The 20453-nt window shown below is 62.9% G+C and carries 21 protein-coding genes and 1 other RNA gene; 13 read left to right on the forward strand and 9 right to left on the reverse strand.

Going from position 1 to position 20453, the window contains the following annotated elements; genetic code table 11:
* Positions 1–16: 16 nt before the first annotated feature.
* A complete protein-coding gene (locus CQ12_RS40565; RefSeq protein ID WP_057840827.1) occupies positions 17–652 on the reverse strand; it encodes a TetR/AcrR family transcriptional regulator in 636 nt (211 codons plus the stop codon).
* 182 nt (positions 653–834) lie between these two features.
* Between CQ12_RS40565 and CQ12_RS40570 the strand changes: the two genes are divergently transcribed.
* The 5 genes from CQ12_RS40570 (at position 835) to CQ12_RS40590 (ending at position 6684) form a co-directional block, all read left to right on the forward strand.
* On the forward strand, positions 835–2124 hold the full coding sequence (locus CQ12_RS40570; protein ID WP_057840828.1) for an HlyD family secretion protein: 1290 nt from the start codon (positions 835–837) through the stop codon (positions 2122–2124).
* 50 nt (positions 2125–2174) lie between these two features.
* Positions 2175–3758 carry a DHA2 family efflux MFS transporter permease subunit gene (locus CQ12_RS40575; RefSeq protein ID WP_057840829.1) on the forward strand — a complete coding sequence of 528 codons (1584 nt, stop codon included), beginning with the start codon at positions 2175–2177 and terminating at the stop codon, positions 3756–3758.
* Between the two features lie 333 nt (positions 3759–4091).
* A complete protein-coding gene (locus CQ12_RS40580) occupies positions 4092–5894 on the forward strand; it encodes an ABC transporter ATP-binding protein (protein WP_057840848.1) in 1803 nt (600 codons plus the stop codon).
* A gap of 44 nt (positions 5895–5938) precedes the next feature.
* Positions 5939–6154 carry a hypothetical protein gene (locus CQ12_RS40585; RefSeq protein ID WP_157088795.1) on the forward strand — a complete coding sequence of 72 codons (216 nt, stop codon included), beginning with the start codon at positions 5939–5941 and terminating at the stop codon, positions 6152–6154.
* Between the two features lie 128 nt (positions 6155–6282).
* Positions 6283–6684, forward strand: coding sequence for a hypothetical protein (locus CQ12_RS40590; protein ID WP_057840830.1), 402 nt, complete (start codon positions 6283–6285; stop codon positions 6682–6684).
* Here the strand turns inward: CQ12_RS40590 and CQ12_RS40595 are convergent.
* Positions 6666–7598 carry a DMT family transporter gene (locus CQ12_RS40595; RefSeq protein ID WP_057840831.1) on the reverse strand — a complete coding sequence of 311 codons (933 nt, stop codon included), beginning with the start codon at positions 7596–7598 and terminating at the stop codon, positions 6666–6668. The two genes, CQ12_RS40590 and CQ12_RS40595, sit on opposite strands and share 19 nt — an antisense overlap.
* A 73-nt stretch (positions 7599–7671) precedes the next feature.
* Positions 7672–8415 (reverse strand): sulfite exporter TauE/SafE family protein, encoded by a 744-nt coding sequence (locus CQ12_RS40600; protein ID WP_057840832.1) that lies wholly within the window; start codon positions 8413–8415, stop codon positions 7672–7674.
* Between the two features lie 210 nt (positions 8416–8625).
* Between CQ12_RS40600 and CQ12_RS40605 the strand changes: the two genes are divergently transcribed.
* The 3 genes from CQ12_RS40605 (at position 8626) to CQ12_RS40615 (ending at position 11219) form a co-directional block, all read left to right on the forward strand.
* Positions 8626–9342, forward strand: coding sequence for an alpha/beta fold hydrolase (locus tag CQ12_RS40605; RefSeq protein WP_057840833.1), 717 nt, complete (start codon positions 8626–8628; stop codon positions 9340–9342).
* An 86-nt stretch (positions 9343–9428) separates the two neighbouring features.
* Positions 9429–10394 carry a helix-turn-helix transcriptional regulator gene (locus CQ12_RS40610; protein WP_057840834.1) on the forward strand — a complete coding sequence of 322 codons (966 nt, stop codon included), beginning with the start codon at positions 9429–9431 and terminating at the stop codon, positions 10392–10394.
* Positions 10395–10490: 96 nt separating this feature from the next.
* Positions 10491–11219, forward strand: coding sequence for an alpha/beta hydrolase (locus CQ12_RS40615; RefSeq protein ID WP_057840835.1), 729 nt, complete (start codon positions 10491–10493; stop codon positions 11217–11219).
* Positions 11220–11400: 181 nt separating this feature from the next.
* On the opposite strand, the gene rnpB is transcribed toward CQ12_RS40615, so the two are convergent.
* Positions 11401–11822: RNase P RNA component class A (gene rnpB / locus CQ12_RS40690), an RNA gene on the reverse strand.
* A 136-nt stretch (positions 11823–11958) separates the two neighbouring features.
* On the opposite strand from rnpB, the gene CQ12_RS40620 reads away from it, so the two are divergent.
* Positions 11959–12858 (forward strand): LysR family transcriptional regulator, encoded by a 900-nt coding sequence (locus tag CQ12_RS40620; RefSeq protein WP_057840850.1) that lies wholly within the window; start codon positions 11959–11961, stop codon positions 12856–12858.
* 111 nt (positions 12859–12969) lie between these two features.
* Complete coding sequence (locus CQ12_RS40625) at positions 12970–13401, forward strand: PAS domain-containing protein (RefSeq protein WP_057840836.1); 432 nt, start codon at positions 12970–12972, stop codon at positions 13399–13401.
* A 25-nt stretch (positions 13402–13426) separates the two neighbouring features.
* On the opposite strand, the gene CQ12_RS47350 is transcribed toward CQ12_RS40625, so the two are convergent.
* Genes CQ12_RS47350 through CQ12_RS40630 form a run of 3 tightly spaced genes read right to left on the reverse strand, consistent with a single transcriptional unit; the run spans position 13427 to position 15154 of the window.
* Positions 13427–13552 carry an MFS transporter small subunit gene (locus tag CQ12_RS47350; RefSeq protein ID WP_283807444.1) on the reverse strand — a complete coding sequence of 42 codons (126 nt, stop codon included), beginning with the start codon at positions 13550–13552 and terminating at the stop codon, positions 13427–13429.
* Between the two features lie 8 nt (positions 13553–13560).
* On the reverse strand, positions 13561–13716 hold the full coding sequence (locus CQ12_RS44770; protein ID WP_157088796.1) for a hypothetical protein: 156 nt from the start codon (positions 13714–13716) through the stop codon (positions 13561–13563).
* A 10-nt stretch (positions 13717–13726) separates the two neighbouring features.
* Positions 13727–15154 (reverse strand): L-lactate MFS transporter, encoded by a 1428-nt coding sequence (locus tag CQ12_RS40630; RefSeq protein WP_057840837.1) that lies wholly within the window; start codon positions 15152–15154, stop codon positions 13727–13729.
* 307 nt (positions 15155–15461) lie between these two features.
* Here CQ12_RS40630 and CQ12_RS40635 point away from each other — a divergent pair, with 307 nt between their 5' ends.
* Entirely contained in the window at positions 15462–15812 is a 351-nt protein-coding gene (locus CQ12_RS40635; RefSeq protein ID WP_057840851.1) for a YciI family protein, read from the forward strand.
* A 25-nt stretch (positions 15813–15837) separates the two neighbouring features.
* Positions 15838–17079, forward strand: coding sequence for an RNA polymerase sigma factor (locus CQ12_RS40640; RefSeq protein ID WP_057840838.1), 1242 nt, complete (start codon positions 15838–15840; stop codon positions 17077–17079).
* A 167-nt stretch (positions 17080–17246) separates the two neighbouring features.
* Here the strand turns inward: CQ12_RS40640 and CQ12_RS40645 are convergent, their stop codons facing one another.
* Positions 17247–18812 carry a winged helix-turn-helix domain-containing tetratricopeptide repeat protein gene (locus tag CQ12_RS40645; protein ID WP_083519711.1) on the reverse strand — a complete coding sequence of 522 codons (1566 nt, stop codon included), beginning with the start codon at positions 18810–18812 and terminating at the stop codon, positions 17247–17249.
* 166 nt (positions 18813–18978) lie between these two features.
* On the opposite strand from CQ12_RS40645, the gene CQ12_RS43180 reads away from it, so the two are divergent.
* A complete protein-coding gene (locus CQ12_RS43180) occupies positions 18979–19221 on the forward strand; it encodes a DUF1127 domain-containing protein (RefSeq protein WP_083519712.1) in 243 nt (80 codons plus the stop codon).
* Between the two features lie 267 nt (positions 19222–19488).
* Here CQ12_RS43180 and CQ12_RS40650 read toward each other — a convergent pair whose 3' ends face one another.
* Positions 19489–20274, reverse strand: a complete 786-nt coding sequence (locus CQ12_RS40650) for an N-acetylmuramoyl-L-alanine amidase (RefSeq protein WP_057840839.1) — start codon at positions 20272–20274, stop codon at positions 19489–19491.
* Positions 20275–20453 lie beyond the last annotated feature (179 nt).

Genomic DNA, 20453 nt, shown 5'->3' on the forward strand with positions numbered 1-20453 from the left:
TAGAAGGGCGGAGCCGCTACTTCGGCTTCGCCCCATACATCTTCAAAAACATCCGTGTCGCGCTGTCGACGACGCGCGCGATGCGCTCCGCCGATGGCGCGGGCTCGGCCTGGAACACGAACGGCAGAAACAGCGTCGCCTGGCACATCTGCAGGAACTGCGCCGCCGCTAGCTGGCAGTCGTCGATCGCCAGATCGTGCGGCTGGACATGCGCCTGCAGATACTCGGCGAGACGGTTGATCGTCTTCGCCAGCACGTTCGCATAGAACTGGCGCCCGACATCCGGCATCCGTTCGGCGATCGCCATGACTGTGCGAATCGACGATCCGCCGCCCGGGCGGCATATCGAACCGATATAGGTCTGGCCGAATTCCCGCAGGGTGATTTCGACGTCGCGCCTGGGGTCGAGATTGTAGGCGATCTTGCCCTTTTCGAGCGCCTCGTCCTCGACGATGGCTTCGAACAGCCGGCTCTTGTCGGCGAAGTAGACGTAAAGCGTGCCCTTGGAGACGCCGGCGGCGCGGGCGATCTCGTTCATGCTGGCCCCGTCAAAGCCCAGATCCATGAACACCCTTCGCGCGCCATCCAAAATCTGGCGGCGCTTGGCGCTGTCCTCCTCGCCCAAGGAGCGAATGGATGTGGGTGCAACCATTGGTTTTTTCTCGCGAAAGAATTCAACCCGTGATGCAGGTCGGTAGGTGTTTTCGCTTTATGGTCTATACTATTGGGTGGTTACCTTGACCGAACCGTTCGGTCAATGCTACATTTTGTCTCGATGGTGCCGTCGCCGGCGGGCGCCGCTGGCATCGCTATATTTGTATGGGGAGGCCGGTGATGGCCGGAGCAAGAGATCAGGCCGCGCGCATCGTTCGTGCCGGGTCCGAAACGGCGGAGGATGAAGCCGACGTCTCGGCCCAGCTGCGCGCCCTTGCTGCGGAAGAAGCAAGGCGCCGCTCCGCGGAGGCGCCCGCTGCGCCGCCAACCGAACAGCCCGTTGTATCCCCCGCCAGCACCGCCGCGGCGCCGGTCGCGAAGCCGGGCAGGCGCAGATTCGTCATGATGGGCGTGCTCGGCTTGCTGGCCCTCGCGGCCGCCGGTTACGGCGTCTACTACGTTCTCGTCGGCCGCTTCTATATCTCGACCGACGATGCCTATGTTCGTGCCAACAACACCACGCTCGGCGCCCGGGTATCGGGCCATGTCGCGGCGATCCTGCCGCGCGACAATTCGCTGGTTCTCGCCGGCGACGTGATTTTCAGGATCGACGACGGCGACTATCGCATCGCGGTGGAAGCTGCGCGCAGCAAGATCGCAACCCAGGAGGCCGTCATCGACCGCATCGGCCGTCAGGTCACCGCGCTCGAAAGCGCCGTGGAACAGACCAAGGCGCAGCTTGCTTCCGCGGAAGCCGCAATGAAGCGCGCCGGTCTCGACTTCGACCGCCAGCAGACGCTGAGCACCAAGGGATTTGCCTCGCGCGCGGCCTTCGAAGTCTCTGAGGCCAGCCGCGATCAGGGCGCGGCTGCCGTGCGGTCGGCGCAGGCAGCCTATGAGGCCGCGCGCGACAATGTCGAGGTAACGAAGGCGCAGCAGGCCGAGGCCCGCGCGCAGCTTGCGGAATTGCAGACCCAGCTAGCCAAGGCCGAGCGCGATCTCGCCTTCACCGCGGTGCGCGCGCCGGTCGACGGCACGTTCTCCAATCGCCTCGTCAATGCCGGCGACTTCATCCAGGCCGGGCAGCGGCTTGCCAACATCGTGCCGCTCAACGACGTCTTCATCGACGCCAACTACAAGGAAACCCAGCTCAAGCGCATCCGTCCGGGCCAGCCGGTGAAGATCTCGGTCGATGCCTATGGCCATCGCAAGTTCGCGGGCGTCGTCGACAGCATTTCGCCAGCGGCGGGCTCGGTGTTCACGCTGCTGCCGCCGGACAATGCCACCGGCAATTTCACCAAGATCGTGCAGCGGCTGCCGGTCCGGATTCGCGTCCCGAAGGAAGTTGCCAGGCAGAACCTGCTGCGTGCCGGCATGTCGGTCTACACCACCGTCGATACCCGCGAGGGCGCGGCCGATGCCGACAGCGAGGCGGACCTCGACGCGCCCGGGACGGTTCAACCGAAGTAAAATTTTCCTGAAGCTCCGATCGCGAGTTCGGAGCTTGTTGCGAGCAGACCATGGCCGACGCCACCACCGCATCGCCTTCGACGACGAATGCCGCGGTCGATGACCATGTCCCGCCGCGTCGGCTGTTTACGTTTCTCATCATGGTGTTCGGGATGTTCATGTCGATCCTGGACATCCAGATCGTCTCGGCGTCGCTGCAGCAGATTCAGGCCGGCCTTTCCGCCAGCTCCAGCGAAGTCTCGTGGGTGCAGACCTCGTATCTGATCGCCGAGGTGATCGCGATCCCGCTTTCCGGATTCCTGTCGCGTGCCTTCGGCACGCGTCTGTTGTTTGCGATTTCCGCTTCGGGCTTCACCGTCGCAAGCTTCTTTTGCGGCCTTGCGTCGACGATCGAGCAGATGATCCTGTGGCGCGCGATCCAGGGATTTTTGGGCGCGGGCATGATCCCCACCGTGTTCGCATCCGCCTACACGGTGTTTCCGCGTTCCAAGTTTCACATCGTCGGCCCGATCATCGGGCTAGTCGCGACGCTGGCGCCGACCATCGGCCCGACGGTCGGTGGCGTAATTACCGACATCATGTCGTGGCATTGGCTGTTCTTCATCAACATCGTTCCTGGCATCGGCATCACCATCGGCGTGTGGATGCTGTGTGACTTCGACCGGCCCAATTTTGCGCTGCTCGATCATTTCGACTGGTGGGGATTGCTGTTCATGGCCGGCTTCCTCGGCACGCTCGAATATGTGCTGGAGGAGGGGCCGCAGTCGCAATGGCTGGAAGATACCTCGGTCGCCGTGTGCGCGGCGATCTGCGCGGTCTCGGCCATCGCCTTCTTCTGGCGCGTGCTGACGGCGCGCGAGCCGATCGTCGATATCAGGACGTTCACCGACCGCAATTTCGGCGTCGGCTGCCTGATCTCGTTCTGCGTCGGCATCGGGCTTTACGGCCTCACCTACATGTATCCGCGCTATCTCGCCGAAGTGCGCGGCTATAGCCCGCTGATGATCGGCGAGACCATGTTCGTCTCGGGCATTGCCATGTTTCTCACCGCGCCGATCGTCGGCCGGCTGATGGTGAAGTACGATATGCGCTATTTGATAGCGCTCGGGCTGATCCTGTTCGCGCTCGGCTCCTATCAGATGACCTGGATCACCAAGGAATATGATTTCTGGGAATTGCTGGTTCCGCAGATCCTGCGCGGGGTCGGCATCATGCTGGCGATGGTGCCGACCAACACCATCGCGCTCGGGACGCTGGCGCCGGAGCGTGTGAAGAACGCCTCCGGCCTGTTCAACCTGACGCGCAATCTCGGCGGCGCGCTCGGGCTCGCCGTCATCAACCAGGTGCTGAACGAGCGCACCGACCTGCACATCTCGCGACTGCACGACCGCGTCACCTGGGGCAACACCACCGCCGTCGAGACGCTGAACATGTTCACCCAGAAAATGCAGGGCATGGGCGATGCCGCGCTGATGGCGATGAAGCAATTGTCGCAGATCGTGCACCGCCAGGCCGTCGTGATGGGCTATGGCGACGCCTTCTTCATGCTCGCCGTGTTCTATTTCGGCCTGAGCGTGCTCGTCCTCACGCTCAAGAGACCCTCCGCCACGGTGGTCGGCGGCGACGCGCATTGAGCAAGGATGCAACCGCGCGCGATCACGCGCTTGTCATGTTGCAAATCACCCGTGATGCATTTATAAGCAGCGCATTGTCGCTCGAACCGGGGAGATTTGCATGATTTCGATGTACTCGCAGATCGCACCCTCGCGTCCGATGCTCGTGCTGGTTTTTCGGTCGCGTTGCTGAGCGCGATCTCCGCCGGCGCTGATCGGGACTGACGCCCGATCTTTCCAAGCTTCCCAACGACTTAACGACAGTTTTCAACGACGCATGCGTCTGGCCTCTGGCCGTCGCGCCGTCATTTCAGATGGAGCCGGCGTGTGCCCTGCGCGCAGCCGGATGACGCCATGACCGTTCATCAAGACAAGCGTCCAGCCGCGATACGCGTGGTGATCCCGTTCGTGTTCCGCCACTGGCTGCAGCAGCCCGGCCGTGCCGCCGTGGTCTCCGGCGGCCTGCTCGGCGCGACCGCGGCCGACCTGTTCATGCCGATCTTCTCCGGCCGCCTGGTCGATGCACTGACCTTGGGTACTTCGGACCCGGCGGCGCGGCATGCTGCGTTCGTCGCCTTCGGCGGCATCGTGGCGCTGGGCCTGATGTCGATGATCCTGCGACTGACCGGCCTGCAGGCGATCGTGCCGTTCACGCTGAAGACGATGTCGGACGTGTCGCGCGACGCCTTCGCGCGCGTGCAGCGCTTCTCGACCGACTGGCACGCCAACTCATTTGCCGGCTCGACCGTGCGCAAGATCACGCGCGGCATGTGGGCGCTCGATCTGCTGAACGACACGCTCTTGATGGCGCTGCTGCCGTCGCTGCTGGTGCTGGTCGGCTCGATGATCCTGCTCGGGCTGCACTGGCCGGTGTTGGGCGCGGTGATTGGGGTCGGCACCGTGATCTATGTCTCGATGACGATGGCATTCTCGGTGAACTACATCGCACCGGCCGCGCGTGTCTCCAATGCCTGGGACACCAAGGTCGGCGGCACGCTGGCCGATGCCTTGACCTGCAACGCGGTGGTAAAGTCCTTCGGCGCGGAAGCGCGCGAGGACGTGCGGCTGGCCGGCGTCATCAGCCGGTGGCGCACGCGCGTGCGCAGGACATGGTATCGCTACAACTACACGAGCACCGCGCAACTCGCGGTGCTGCTGTGTTTCCGCGCCTCCGTGATCGGCGGGGCAATCCTGCTGTGGATTGCCGGCCGCGCCACGCCGGGTGACGTCACCTACGTGCTGACCAGCTACTACATCATCCACGCCTATTTGCGTGACGTCGGCATGCACATCAACAACCTGCAGCGCTCGGTCAACGACATGGAGGAGCTGGTTGCGATCCATGACGAGCCGATCGGCATTGCCGATGCGCCGGATGCGAAGCCGATCGATATCCAGGGCGGCCGCATCGTGTTCGATGGCGTGACGTTCCATTACGGCGGCCATATCGCGCCGCTGTATGACGGCCTGTCGGTGGAGATCCGCGCCGGTGAGCGGGTCGGCCTGGTCGGGCGTTCCGGCTCGGGCAAGACCACCTTGGTCAAGCTGGTGCAGCGGCTCTACGATGTCAGCGGCGGCAAGATCCTGATCGACGGTCAGGACATTGCGCTGGCGACGCAGCATTCGCTGCGCAGCCAGATCGCGATCGTGCAGCAGGAGCCGATCCTGTTTCACCGCACGCTGGCAGAAAACATCGCCTATGGCAGGCCGGGCGCCAGCATGGCGGCGATCGAGCAGGCGGCGCGGCTCGCCAACGCGCACGAGTTCATCCTGCGGCTGCCGAAGGGGTATGGCACGCTGGTCGGCGAACGCGGCGTCAAGCTGTCGGGCGGCGAGCGGCAGCGCGTCGCGCTGGCGCGCGCGTTCCTGGCGGACGCGCCGGTTCTGATCCTGGACGAGGCGACCTCGAGCCTCGATTCTGAATCGGAAGGGCTGATCCAGCAGGCGATGGAGCGGCTGATGAAGGGCCGCACCTCGATTGTGATTGCGCACCGCCTGTCGACGGTGCGCAGCCTCGACCGCATCCTGGTGTTCGACCGCGGCGAGATCGTCGAGCAGGGTACCCATGCCGTGCTGACGACGCGTCCGGGCGGCATCTATCGCGGCCTGTTCGAGCTGCAGGCCACCGAGTTCGGCCGCATCACGGCGGCGGAATGACGTCTCGAAGCGCGGTGGACATTTGCCCAGAAGGAATGTTCCGCATGATCAAGCTGGACATGCCGCCGCGCCGCCGCCGCAATGCCTCGCAGAAGCGTGCTCTGCAGGCCGCAACGGTGAGCGTATTCCTGCAGCAGTATGGTCGAAAAGCTCAACGCGGCGTTGAGCCAAATGACCGCCGTTACAGTCGCGACGTCGAGAAGGCCCTGAAGCGATTGAAGCCTGAGGAGCTCGATTTGCTGATGCGGGAAGACGAATAGCAACGTCTCGGCGAGCCGATGACGGCAGGCTACCGAGTTCGCCCGCATCACGGCCGTGGAGTAAGCCTGCGCATTCTTGCGCACCTGCTCGATGCGGGAATATATTTCCGGCATCGAGAGGGCTCGCGATGAGCTGGTTTCAAAAGGAACCGCGGCCGGACATCTGGGAAACTGCCGGCGATGAGCCGCTGGGCGATATCGCCGCGGCCCACAGGATCCGCGACATCTGCGCTGCGGCCGAGGCCATCGCGGAAAAGATGCGGGCGCCCGGCGGACGCGGGGCCGAGAAGATCCGTGCCGTCGACGCCGCGCGATATGAGGCGGCGATCAAATGCGCGCTCGAAATCGCCATGAATATCTCCGACGACGCCATGCGTGACGCCTCGCTCGGCCAGATCATCCGGCTGTGCGTCAAGGTCGATCATCTGAAGACCGCGCGCGTGCTGGTTCGGGCCATTAAGTCGGAAAAGGCCCGGACCGAACTGACGGCCGAACACCCGGTGCTCAGGGATCAGGACGCCGCGAGCTGAGGCGGTTCGCGGTCTCGATGCGCTGCTGCGGGCACAGGCCTGGCGCGCGTGCGCGTCGAGATCGCGACCGTCACCACGACGGCTGCGGCGAACAGCAGGATCTGCAGCGTGATGGTTTCGTCGTTGAAGAACGCGGCCAGCGCAAAGGTGACGAAGGGCTGCAGCAACTGGATCTGCGACACCCGCGCGATGCCGCCCATCGCAAGGCCGGCGTTCCACGCAAAGAAGCCGATCCATTGCGAGAACAGCGCCACATAAAGCAGGCCGAGCCACGGCTTCAGGGCGATGTGGCCGATATCGGCAGGCATGGTCAGCACGGCCGCCGGGATCGACAGCGGCAGTGCGATCACCAGAATCCAGCTGATGACCTCCCAGCCCGGCATCTGCGCGGTGAGGCGGCCGGAGAAGGCGTAGCCGACCGCGGCGACCGCGACGGAAGCGAACAGGAAGAGATCGCCGGCGACGAGGGCGCCGCCGCCCTGCCGCAATGCAAACGCGATTACCAGCGCGGCGCCGGCTACGGAAGCGATCCAGAACAGCGGTCTCGGCCGTTCATGGGTGATGGCGACGGCGACGAGCGCGGTGGCGATCGGCAACACGCCCAGCACCACGCCGCCATGCGAGGCGTCGACCCGCTGCATGCCCATCGACATCAGAAGTGGAAACAGGACGGCGACGCATAGCATCGCAATGATCAGTTGCCCCCACAGCGCGCGGCGCGGCAACGGGCGGCGCAACACCAGAAGCAGCGCCAGCGAGCACAGGCCGGCTATCGCGGTGCGCAGCGAGGTCAGTGCAATCGGATCAATTTCGGCAACGGCAATCCGCGTCGCCGGCAGCGTGCCGCCGAAGATCGCCATGCCGATGAAGCCCAGCACCAGGCCGAGAGTTTCGCGCGAAGCAGGAGAGCTCATGACGCGACTGGTTAGCCGCTTTGCCGGTGAGCGTACAGCAATCTACTCGGAGCACATGGCGGCTATGCGCCCTTCACCTCGGAGCAATGCTGCTCCACACCAATACGACGCCGGACATGAACAACAGCGCCAGCACGACATCGTAGAAATTGCGGTCGTTCAGCGCGTGGTAGGTACGCATGCCGAGTTGGGCGCCGATCAGCGTGCCGGGCAATGCCAGCATCGCCAGCCAAAGCACATCCAGCTTCACGAAACCGCTGGCGATCTGCAGGATCAACGCCGCGCCGAGCACGCTGCCATTGAAGATCTGAAACACGCCGCGGCGCTGGTCCTTGGTCCAGCCGCGGATGCTGGCCCACAGGGTCGGCAGCGGGCCCGACAGGCCGGCGAGGCCGCCGAGAATGCCGCCGGCAAATCCGACGCAGACGTCGGCGATGCGGCCGCCGAACCGGAACGCCATCGGCTTGCGGATGAAATAGAGCGCGGTTGGAAACACCAGCAGCATGACGCCCACGCTGAGCTTGAAGACTTGCGGATCGGCGCGCGCCACCAGCAGCGCCCCGATCGGCATGCCGATGAGACCGCCGGCGACAAAGGGCAGGGCCAGTTTGAAGTCGATAACCTTCCACATCGACGGCAGCGTCGAAATCTGGGACGCGACCGAACAGATCAGCACCAGCGGCACGGCAATGGCCGGCGGCACGATATAGAGCCAGATCCCCAGCGCCATCAGCGCGGTGCCGAATCCGGAGAGGCCGGAGACGAAACCGCCGGCAAGCGCGCCGGCAAGCAGGATGGCGTAGGTGGTTAGTTCCACTCTTCTCTTTCCTCCCGTCATTCCGGGGCGCATCGGAGATGCGAACTATGGTGCGCAATTGCGCACCTGAGAATCTAGAGATTCCGGGTCTGGTCCTTTCGGACCATCCCGGAATGACGATGTTGAAATTTGCGCTGACGTTTACACGACCGAGCGGGCGGGTACTATCGCAATCGACGCTTTCAATAACAACCTGGTGGAAATGGCCCGATGAACGCAACTCCTTCGAAAACATTCCTCGTCTGTCATGGCGCATGGTCCGCGGGCTGGGCGTGGAAGAAGATGCATCCGCTGATGCAGGCGGCCGGGCATCGCCTGATCACGCCGAGCTACACCGGCCTCGGCGAGCGCGCGCATCTGGCCCATCAGGCGATCGATCTCAATTCCCATATCGAGGATATGCTTGCCGTCATCAAATACGAAGACCTGCGCGACATCGTGCTGATCGGCCACAGCTATGGCGGCATGGTCGCGACCGGCGTCGCCGACCGCGCCCGCGACAAGGTCAGGCAGCTCATCTATATCGACGCCTTCGTGCCCGAGGGCGGGCAATCGCTGCTTGACCTGAACGAGGCGGCACGGGCGCGGATGCAGGAGCTCGCGAAGAGCGGCGACGGCTGGCGCGTGCCGCCGAACCCGACGCCGCCGGATACCGCACCAGCCGATGTCGAATGGCTCTCCACGCGCCGCGTCGACATGCCGATCAAATGTTTTGAAACAAAACTCAAGCTGCAGGGCGGGCCGCTGACGCTGCCGCGCAGCTATATCTACGCTACCCGCATCACGCCGGCCGACACGTTCGGGCCGTTCGCCAGGATGACGAAGGCTGATGCGGCGTGGAGCTATTACGAGATCGACGCCAGCCATTCGCCGAATGTCACCGCGCCGGAAGCGTTGATGACCCTATTGCAGAAGATCGCGGGGTAGTTGCCTCATCCGGGCTGCGAGACCTCTGCGAGGATTGACTCTCCGCCATCCCCTCAACAAGGTAGAGAACCGCGGAGGGCAGGGCCATGGCGGCCAGAACGACGGCAGTCATCGAGAGGTGGTCGACCGGCCTGGTCGAGCCGGAGCGGCGCCTCGACTACTGGATCGGCGCCGTCTGCGAAGCCTTTCTCGAAATGGACATCACGACGCAGGTTCGATCCAGCTTCGACTGCTCCATTGCGCGCGGACAACTCGATACGATCGGCATCAATCGCGTCGAGGGCTCGGCGCAGCACGTCTATCGCCGGAAAGCCAGTCTCGCGCGCAGCACGTCGAACTTCTATTACCTGCTGTGCAAGACCGACAATGACTGGACCGTCATGCAGAACGGCCACGCCTCGCGCCTGCGGCCCGGCGATCTCGTGCTGCTGGATTCCCGGCGCTGCTACGAGTTCAACTTTCCGGTAACCTCCAACACGCTGTCGCTGGAGCTCCCGATTGCGTGGGTCGAGTCGTGGATTACCGATCCGGAGCGGCGCATCGGGCAGCGCATCGACGGGCGCGCCGGATGGGGCGCCGCGCTCAGCGCGTTTGCCTGCCAGTTGACGCCGCAACTGGCGATCGAGCGGCCGCTGCCGGCGCAGGTCCTGACCGATCAACTCGGCGCGCTGCTGGCACTCGGTTTCGGCAGCGAGATTCCGGCGACGCCTTCCGAGCGGCGCGAATCCGCCGACCTTCTCGAGCAGATCGGCCGCGCCATCCGGCTGCGCTATGCCGAGCCGGGACTGACGGCCGCGACCGTTGCCGAGCATCTGCATGTCTCGGAGCGGACCCTGCACCGCTGCCTCAACAATTCCGGCCTGACGTTCAGCGGGCTGCTCAACGAATGCCGCATGGCGGCGGCGCGCAGGATGCTGAGCGAGCCGCGGTTCGACCGCATCAGCGTCGGCGGCATCGGGCTGCGCGTCGGGCTATCAGATCCGTCACACTTCATCCGGCAATGCCGCCGGTCTTTCGGCATGACCCCGGGGGCATTCCGCCGGCAGCGCTGAGTGGCGTAATCCGGCGATGGCGGTGGCCGAATCCGGCCATCCGGGAAAAGTCGTCCCTATCAATGTCTGGTTTCGAAAAATCAGGAGGAGACGGGAATGGCAGACACCTACGTACTGGTTCATGGCGCGTGGCACACCGGCGCTGAGATGGAAGCGGTGGCCGGGCGCTTGCGAAAGAGCGGCCACGTCGTGCATTGCCCGACGGTGGCCGGCAACAACAGGGATGACGACCGCGGCGCAACGGGGCTGGAGCAGGCGATCGCGTCGATCGTCGCTTACATCGAGGCCAATAATCTGCGCGATTTCCGGCTGGTCGGCCATTCCTATGGCGGGATGGTGATCTCGGGCGTCGCCGACCGCCTGACGGATCGGATCAAGCGCCTCGTCTATGTCAACGCCTTCGTGCCGTTGGACGGGGAGTGCCTCAACGACATGGTGCCGCCGCATTATGTCGGCCTGTTCGATGCGGTGGCCGGCGCCAACAACGGCGCCGTGATGCTGCCGTTCGAGATCTGGCGCGACGCCTTCATCAACGACGCCGACCTCGAACTGGCGAAGTCAGCCTATGCGAAACTCAACCTGCATCCCTACAAGACCTTCAACGACAAGATCGCGCTGAAGCGTCCGCTGGCGGAGCTGCCGGTCGGCAAATCCTACGTCAATTGCCGGCAGGACATCGCCTTGCCGCACGGCATGCCCTGGCATCCGCGCTTGTCGGAGCGGCTCGGTCTGTTCCGCCTGGTCGAATGCGACGGCAGCCATGAAATGTTCTTCAGCAACCCGGCGCGTCTGGCGCAGGCGATCGTCGAGGCGGGCCGCGATTGAGACGCGCTTTGCTCGAAGCTGTAGCCCGGATGAGCGAAGCGATATCCGGGACCGCTCTCGCCCATCGCTCATGTTTCCAAACTCGTCCCGCATATCGCTCCGCTCATGCGGGCTACGGGTTCTGAGCAAGAACGGAAATGGCGAGGGGCCCGGCGTGTTTCGCCGAGCCCCTCATTCATCAGATATCAGCCAGCCTGTAAGCCGGGTTCTGTAGGGCACCGTTCTTTCGAACGGTACGTGACGGCCATTCCTCTGGGACCATGCTTGCACATGGCCTCGAGCAACCTACCCGGACGGCGGGCCTGACATCGCCCTGCGGTGTTATCGCCTTGCGGCGAACTTACCGCGTTGCCGTCCCTATTCGGTTTTGCTCCCGGTGTGGTTTGCCATGCCGTTTCCGTTGCCGGATACGCGGTGCGCTCTTACCGCACCTTTTCACCCTTACTGCCCTCCCTTTCGGGTGGGGAAGCGGTTCGTTCTCTGTGGCACTTTCCCTGGGGTTGCCCCCGCCGGACGTTATCCGGCACCGTATGTCGATGGAGCCCGGACTTTCCTCCCCCGCAGCCTTTCGACCGTAGCGGGAGCGGCCGTCCGGCCGACTGACGCCGTACGAATGGGGACTTCGTTGGCCTCCGTCAAGGGAAAGCGATGGTTAATCTCGCGCGGAAGCAAAATTTTGACATCTGCATAGCAGCGGCATTTGATATCGAAATTGTCGATTGAAGGTTTTGCGCGCGGCATGGATACCGAACTGGCCCGAACGTTTCTCACCGTGGTTACCGCGGGCAATTTTATCGCTGCCGCGGAGCGTCTCCATGTCAGCCAATCGACCGTGAGCACGCGCATTCATTCGCTCGAGGAGCAATTGGGTTGCACGCTGTTCGTTCGCAACAAGGCGGGCGCCACGCTCACGCCGGCGGGCAGGCAATTTCAGCGCCATGCCTCGGCGCTGGTGAGGACCGTCGAGCAGGCGCGTCAGGACGTCGGCATTCCCAAGGGCTTTAGCGGGACGCTCGTCGTCGGTGGCCGCATCGGCCTGTGGGAGGAATATCTGCTCCGATGGTTGCCGCTGATGCAGACGGCCAATCCGGACATTCTGATCCGGGCGGAAAGCGCGCTTGAGCCTGAGATCATGCAGGGGCTGGTGGAAGGACGCATCGATATTGGCGTGATGTATACGCCGCAAAGCCGTCCCGGCTTGAAAGTCGAGCAATTGTTCGTCGAGCGGCTCATTCTGGTATCGACCGACCCAAAGGGCGCGCCAGAGCCGCAGCACGGGTATGTCTATGTCGACTGGGGACCGGAATTCTATGCTCGCCACAGTGCTTTCTTTCCGAACTTCACAGGTCCGTCGTTGACTGCGAATGTCGGCTGGCTGGGATTGCAGCATCTGCTGGACAATGGGGGTTCCGGGTTTTTCGCGCACCGCATTGTAGAGCCTTTATTGAAAGCGAAGCGCGTTCACGCCGTCGGCGGCGCGCCGCAATTCACGCTGCCGGCCTACGTCGTTTATCCGCTCGATCGGCAGGACGATCACGTATCGAGCGCAGTCGAACTGATGCATCGGCTGGCCGATGCGCAGACAAAGCAAGCGGTGGAACCAGCGTCGGCGAAACGTGGCGCCCGCAAGCGGCGGTGATCGGCGCCATTGTCGTATCGGTCTCGTCGATCACAGAGATCGCCATTCTTCGCTTGCCAACGCGGTTGCGCGGGTTCAGACCAACGTAGCGGAATCGAGCGAGGACGCGCGATGGATGTTCCTTCCGGGCTTTGCGATGCGCTACTCGACAGTGCCTCCGATGCGGTCATTGCAACCGACCAGGTGGGGCTGATTACGTTCTGGAATCCCGGTGCGGAGCGGATATTCGGCTTTGTGGCTGGGGAGGCTATCGGACGATCGCTCGACCTGATCATTCCCGAAAATTTGCGCGCGCGGCACTGGGCCGGCTTTCGTCACACGATGGAGACGGGAACGAGCCGTTACGGTCACGGCGATCTGTTGTCAGTGCCCGGCCTGACCAAAGACGGCGGACGCATCTCGGTCGAATTCACCATCGTGCTGCTGCGCGACGATGCGCGGGCAGTCGCCGGTACCGTTGCGGTCATGCGCGACGTGACGAAGCGCTTCGAGGAAGTGAAGGAATTGAGGCGCCGGCTCGCTCAAGCCGGCGCCTCGTCATAATCGCATTTCCCGGTTCGACAATGGCCTATTGAAACAGCTTCATGGCATTGACGAGGGTCTGGGCCACTCCCGCAAGCAGCGGTATGCCGGCGAAGCTCCAGGCCAGAACCAATTGCAGCGTCGTGGTTTGCGATGTCGAGGTATTCTGCATGATTTTTCCTATGCGCCCGAGGGATTGCCGGTTGCGGCGACGTCGGCGCTGATCTGGCCGGCGAGATATTTTGGCTCCATCGATGCGACGAGGCGCGAGACGTGGAACGCCGCCCAGAGGAACAGCACTTGTGTGAAAGGCGTTTCTGCGTGTGATGGCTCCATGACTGCCTCCTTACGCGCGGCTGGGTGCGGCCTGCGCCAAATCGGCATCCACTTCGGGCTTCATATGATGACGCTTGTCGACCGCCTTGACGCAGAGATTGGCGATGAAGCCGACCACGAGCAGCCCGGCCATGATATACATCGTGGTGTTGTACGCCTGCGCCTTCGGCACGCCATGCGTGACGTTGTATTCTCTGATGTAGTTGATCAGCACCGGTCCTGCGATGCCGGCGGCAGACCACGCCGTCAGCAGAATGCCGTGGATGGCGCCGACATAACGGGTGCCGAACATGTCGCGCAGGTAGGCGGGCACGGTGGAGAAGCCGCCACCATACATGCTGACGATGATCAGGAAGCAGATCACGAACAGCACGACGTTGCCGCTCGCGCCGGCATAAGGCACCGTCACGTAGAGCACGAAGCCAAGCGTCATATAGACGAAGTAGGTGTTTTTCCGTCCGATGAAGTCGGACAGCGAGGCCCAGCTGAACCGGCCGCCCATGTTGAACAGGCTCATCAGACCGACGAGGCCAGCGGCCGCCACCGCCGTGATTTGACCGGGGAACATTTCCTGGCTCATGGCGGAGGCCTGGCCGAGCACGCCGATGCCTGCGGTGGTATTGCAGAACAGCACGATCCAGATCAGCCAGAACTGCGGCGTCTTGATCGCCTGATAGACGAACACGTCGTTGTTCGTCATCAGCTTGCTGGCGGTGGCGGGCGGAACATAACCCGCGGGCTTCCAGCCCGGTGCCGGCACACGCACGATCAGCGAGCCGACCATCATGAATATGAAATACACGCAGCCTAGCGTGACGAAGGTGGCGAACACGCCGACATCGGACGAGCTGGCAAACTTGCCCATCAGCCAGACCGACAGCGGCGAGGCGATCAATGCACCGCCGCCGAAACCCATGATCGCCATTCCCGTGGCCATGCCGGGACGATCGGGAAACCATTTCATCAATGTCGAGACCGGCGAGATATAACCGATGCCGAGCGCACAGCCGCCGACGACGCCGTAACCCAGATAGATGATCCAGAGATTGTGCAGATAGACGCCGAGCGCCGAGATCAGGAACGCGCTGGCCCAGCATACACCGGCGGTGAACATCGCCCGGCGGGGGCCACCTTCCTCGACCCAGCGTCCGAACACCGCGGCGGACAAACCAAGGAAGACCATCGCGATCGAGAAAATCCAGCCGAGTTCGGTGAGCTTCCAGTCGGCAGGGGTCGACTCCGTAATACCAATCAACTTGGTCATGGGAAGGTTGAATACGCTGAAAGCGTAGGCTTGGCCGATGCAAAGATGTACGCACAGCGCCGCCGGTGGAACCATCCAGCGGCTATAGCCGGGCCGGGCGATGGTGTGCTCGCGATCCAGAAACGGCAGCAAGGTTCGCGAGGGAAGGCCGGAGCCGTCGATTGTTGTCGTCATGAATCCTCCAGCGCGTCATCTGATGGGGTGATGGGCCGGCAAACCGCTGTGATCGCGAAACCGCCGTGAACGCGCGCGCGGGCGTAAGGCTACGCGTGAGGGTGGTTTTGACAAACGAATAATATTGGCTGTTATTATCGACTAATTCGATATTATCGAGCAGCCGGATAGCCTCGCGCGCTGCATCGTGCGTTTGCGGGATGCCTCCGCGCCCGGCCCGCAATAAATTATCCTGACGATGTCGTTTTGCGGGATGGCCATTCGACTGGGTGTCGGCGATCCAGCCGGTCAGAAGGAGTTTCAAAAAATGCAGTATCTGTTGTTGATCTATCGAAACGAAGCCGAGCAGGCAAAGATGGACGCTTCCGAGCTCCAGAAGATGACGGCGGACTACCGCGCATTCACCCAGTCCATCATCCAGAGCGGCAACTTCAAGGCCGGCGACGCCCTGCAAATGACGGCGACCGCTACCACCGTGCGGGTTCGCGACGGCAAGATGCTAACCACGGACGGTCCGTTTGCGGAGACGCGCGAGCAGCTCGGCGGCTATTACCTGGTCGAGGCCCGGGATCTCGATGAGGCGCTGGGCATTGCCGCCAGAATTCCAACCGCCAGGGTTGGTTCGATCGAGGTCAGGCCGATCATGGTGTATGATTGACGGTGAGTCCGATCATTGAGATCGCATGACACCGCGCGAGATCGAAAAAATATTTCGCGACGAGGCGGGGCGGGCGCTATCCACGCTCATCCGTCTCGTCGGCGATTTCGACCTCGCCGAGGATGCCTTGCAGGATGCGTTTGCTGCAGCGCTGGAACGTTGGCCCGCCGCCGGCGCGCCGTCTAATCCGCGTGCGTGGCTGGTCAATGTCGGCCGCAACAAGGCGGTCGATCGTGTCAGGCGCAACATCGCGTTTCGCGGCAAGCAGCAGCAATTGACGCATGAGTTGTTGCTGAATGCCTCCCTGCCGTGCGAGCCGTCCGACGGCGGGTTCGACGACGACGTGCTGCGGCTGATCTTTACCTGCTGCCATCCGTCCTTTGCCGCCGAAGTGCAGGTTGCGCTGACGCTCAAAACGGTGTGCGGATTGACGACGGCGCAGGTCGCGCGCGCATTTCTCGTAAGCGAAGACGCGATGGCGCAGCGCCTGTTGCGGGCCAAGCAGAAGATCCGCCTTGCCGGCATTCCCTATGAGGTGCCGGAGCGCGACGCGCTGGGGCCGCGCCTCAGCGGTGTGCTTGCCGTGATCTATCTCGTCTTCACCGAAGGCTATGCGGCCACCTCAGGCGAGGATCTGATGCGGCCTGATCTGGCGTGCGAAGCGATCCGGCTGGCGCGGCTCATCGATGCGCTGATGCCAGGACGCGGCGAGATCAAGGGATTGCTGGCGCTGATGCTGCTGCACGATTCGCGCCGGGCCGGCCGCGAGACCGCAGGCGGCGACATCGTGCTGCTGGAGGCGCAGGATCGCTCGCTATGGGATCGCGCGCAGATTTCGGAAGGCTTGCTTCTCGTCGAAGAGGCGCTGCGGATGCCGGGACGCCCGCAATCCTATGCGGTGCAGGCGGCGATTGCGGCGCTGCATGCGCGTGCGCCGAGTTACGACGATACCGACTGGCGGCAGATCGCCGGCCTCTACGAAGTGCTGCTGCGGATCAGCCCGTCGCCGGTGATCGAACTCAACCACGCCGCGGCGGTCTCGATGGTCGACGGGCCGGCGCGCGCGCTCGACCTGATCGATGCGCTGGAAGCGCGCGGCGGGCTGAAGGGTTATGAACTGCTGCCTGCCGTGCGCGCTGATCTGCTGCGCCGGCTCGGGAGGCGCGACGCGGCGCGCGCGGCGTATCTGGAAGCGACGGCGGCGACGCAACTGGAGCCGCTGCGAAGGCTCTATGCGCGAAGGATCGCGGAGATGGATCGCGACTAGCTAGGCCGTGAACCCATAAGCGCGCCGGGAGGACGGCTTGCCAGAGTCCGCTGTGCCCCCGATAACCGACGCATTGTTGCATAGCAACGAAACGACGCGATGGGCCATAACCGGACTCATGCGCCGCAGCAGAGTGCCGCCATTCGATCACCTCGTGGGATGGAGAGCTACTCGGGCAGCCCCGCTTTCCGAAGACCCTCAATCAACAGCTTCGCGTTTGATGGCCCGCCGCGAGCAATCCACGAAGTTATTGTAAAGGAGGGATCGACCCCAAGCAGACGCGCCGCCGCCTCCCGGGCTTCCGCGCCACGTCCGAGATGGGCGAAAGCAGCCGCGAGACAGCGGTAAGCTGGCGAAAAGGAGGGGTTCTGACGTTGCGCTTTCTTCCCTGCGACGATGGCCTCATCAAAGCGACCAAGCTCAATAAGGGCATACCCCATCCCGGCGAACGGATTGTGTAGCCGCGGGTCTACCGGGCTCATGCGAACGGCACGTTCAAAGCTCCGGATCGCTTCCTCCGGCAGCCCCGCAACCCAATAGACCCAGCCCCTGCCGTTCCATGCCTCTAATGAGTTTGGGTTGAGCGCGACAGCCCGGTCAGCCATTTCGATCTCAGTTTCACTATCGCCGACCATGAACGCCGAGACCAAGCAAGCCATTGCCAAGATTTCAGGATCACTATCATCCGCGCTTAGTGCTGAGCGAAGTAGCCGAACTGCTTCCTTGCGGTCGAATCGAGGATCGGCCGAATAGCCCAAAAGGACGTTGAGCGTGTGACAGTTGGCTGCGAGAGCAGCGACTAAGCCGAACCGAGGGTCTAGCTCCAAAGCGCGATGAGCCAGCCTAATCGCTTCGGCCATCCCCTCGCGGGTCGTCAGGTAATATTGCGGCAAGGCTCTGAGATAATAGTCATAGGCGGAGAGGTTCTCCGGTCGCCTTCGCGCCGCCATTGCAATTTCTGTTTGAAACAGCTTCGGCTGAATGGCCGAGACAACGGCGACCGTCACTTCGTCCTGGAGAGCGAAAACGTCTATCAGGTCACGCTCGAACCTGTCCGCCCAGATGTGCGCGCCCGTCACGGCATCAACCAACTGTCCAGCGATGCGAACTTTTCCGCACGCCTTGCGCACAGACCCCTCAAGGACGTAGCGCACGCCAAGCCTCCGTCCGACTTCCTTGATATCGACCACTCGCCCCTTGAAAGTGAAACTCGAATTTCGCGCGATCACGAACAACCACTTGAAACGCGAAAGCGCCGTAGTGATCTCTTCAACCATTCCGTCCGCGAAGTATTCCTGTTCGGGATCGCTGGACATGTTCTGGAATGGCAACACGGCGACGGAGGGCTTGTCAGGGAGCGAGGGATTGGGCAGATCAACTGGACTATCGGTAGCTGCCGCGCCAGGGGGCCCCTGCGCTTCCCGTACCTGTCCGACGAAACGGAAGCCCTTGCGCGGCAGTGTTTTGATAAGGCGTTGTCCCTCACCGGAATCTCCGATCGCGCTTCGGGCGACATTCAGGCGGGTAGTGAGCGCTGCATCCGACACGCTGCGGCCATTCCAAATGGCGTTGATGAGGTCGTCTTTGCTGACAACGCGCTCCCTGTTACGGATCAAATAGTCCAGCAGGTCGAATACCTGTGGCGCGATGGAGACAACGTTCGCCCCGCGATACAGCTCGCGGCGGTCGGTATCTAATGAGTAGTCCTCAAAGAGATAGCGCAAGCTGCCCATCCCTTAAGCAGGCTTCAGCCGGCTTCCGGTCGTACGTGAGCGCGCTCCGGCAACGCTTGGAACCCAAGAGTAAGCCGCCGGTGAGGAAAATGTAAGTCGCATGTCAAGCGTGCCCTTGCCTTGGCACCCTAATCTGAGCGGGAACACACTCAGGGGAGATGCCGTGATGAGCACGACCTATGGTGCAACAGGGCCGGGTCTGACCGCCGCATTGGCGCGGCGCGCCTCCACCTTTTTCGAGAGATGTTGGGGTGCGTTTCAGGAACGACGCGAACGCCAGAGATTACAAGCTACCTTGAACGACCTAAGTGACAGGGAGCTGATGGATATCGGCGCTACACGCGGCGAGATTGATTACATCGCCTCGAACCAAGATATCGACCCACGAGGCATTCGGTCCGCAGGATGAACGTCTGATATCCGGCACCGATGGACGCCGGAAACTGGACACGACCGGGTGCACGATTTCGCAGGCTGACTTCCGATACGGGTCAAAAGCGTCGTTCTGATCGTGGTCCGGCCACTTCGGGTATACCCCGAATTACTGACATCCTCAGAACCGGTTGGCATGTCTCATCACACGCTATAATCGCTTCGTCCGCTGCGGCGCTAAGCAATCCATTTCCGAATGAGAGGCGGATTGCTTCGCTTCGCTCGCAATTACGGCGGTTACAAACTACCTCGCCGCCACTGTCGTCATCGCGTCCGCCGGCAGGCTCGCCAGCAGCGCGTGCAGCGTGCTCATGGTCGAGTGGTCGGCGATGCCGTCGACGCGCGCGGGGCGGAAGTGGCGCTGGAAGGCCGTGACCACTTCCATGGTCGGGCCGTCGAACTTGCCGTGGATCGGAATGGCGTAGCCGTATTTGGCGAGCGCCGCCTGCATGTTGGCGACATCGTCGCTGATGATGCCGAGCTTGAGCGTTTCGCCGCGCACGATCGGCGCCGGCTGCACCCAATGGCCGACGCCGGAATTGGCCAGCAAGTGCCACGGGAATTTTTCGCCGGGATCCTTCTTGCGCGCAGGTGCTACGTCGGAATGCGCGAGCACGCGATGCGCGGCGATCTTGCGGCGGAGCATGATGCCACGGCACAGCGCGATCACGGCGGCGATCTGGCGCGACGGGAAATCCGGATAGCCCCAGTCGTGACCGCGGTTGATGATCTCGACCCCGATCGAGCAGGAATTGATGTCGTCCTCACCGGCCCAGGAGGAGACGCCGGCGTGCCAGGCGCGCTTGGCTTCCGGCACGCTCTGCACGATGCGACCGTCTTCCAGCACGATGTAATGCGCGGAGACGTCGGTGCCAGGAGTGCAGAGCTGGGCGATCGCGCCTTCCACATCCGGCATGCCGGTGTAGTGCAGCAGGATCATGTCGGCGACGCGGCCGTTGTTGCGGTCGCCATGGTTCGGCGAGGGGATGACGTCGGAAGCGATCGAGGAATCGGGGGTAAAGGTCTTCATGTCGGCGTTGGCCCTGGGTACGGGAAGGGCGCGTTGACGCCTCGAATCATTACCAGCAGATGCGAACGAACCAGTAGTCATTTTTTAAACCCAAACGGGGCGGCAGAGCGGCAACATCGTGGTTCAAACGGCAATATCATTTACTGGTCGTTTACGTTAGGCGCGGCGCAATTGCCCGC

Origin of the sequence: Bradyrhizobium jicamae, from assembly GCF_001440395.1 — a bacterium.
Lineage (GTDB): Bacteria > Pseudomonadota > Alphaproteobacteria > Rhizobiales > Xanthobacteraceae > Bradyrhizobium > Bradyrhizobium jicamae.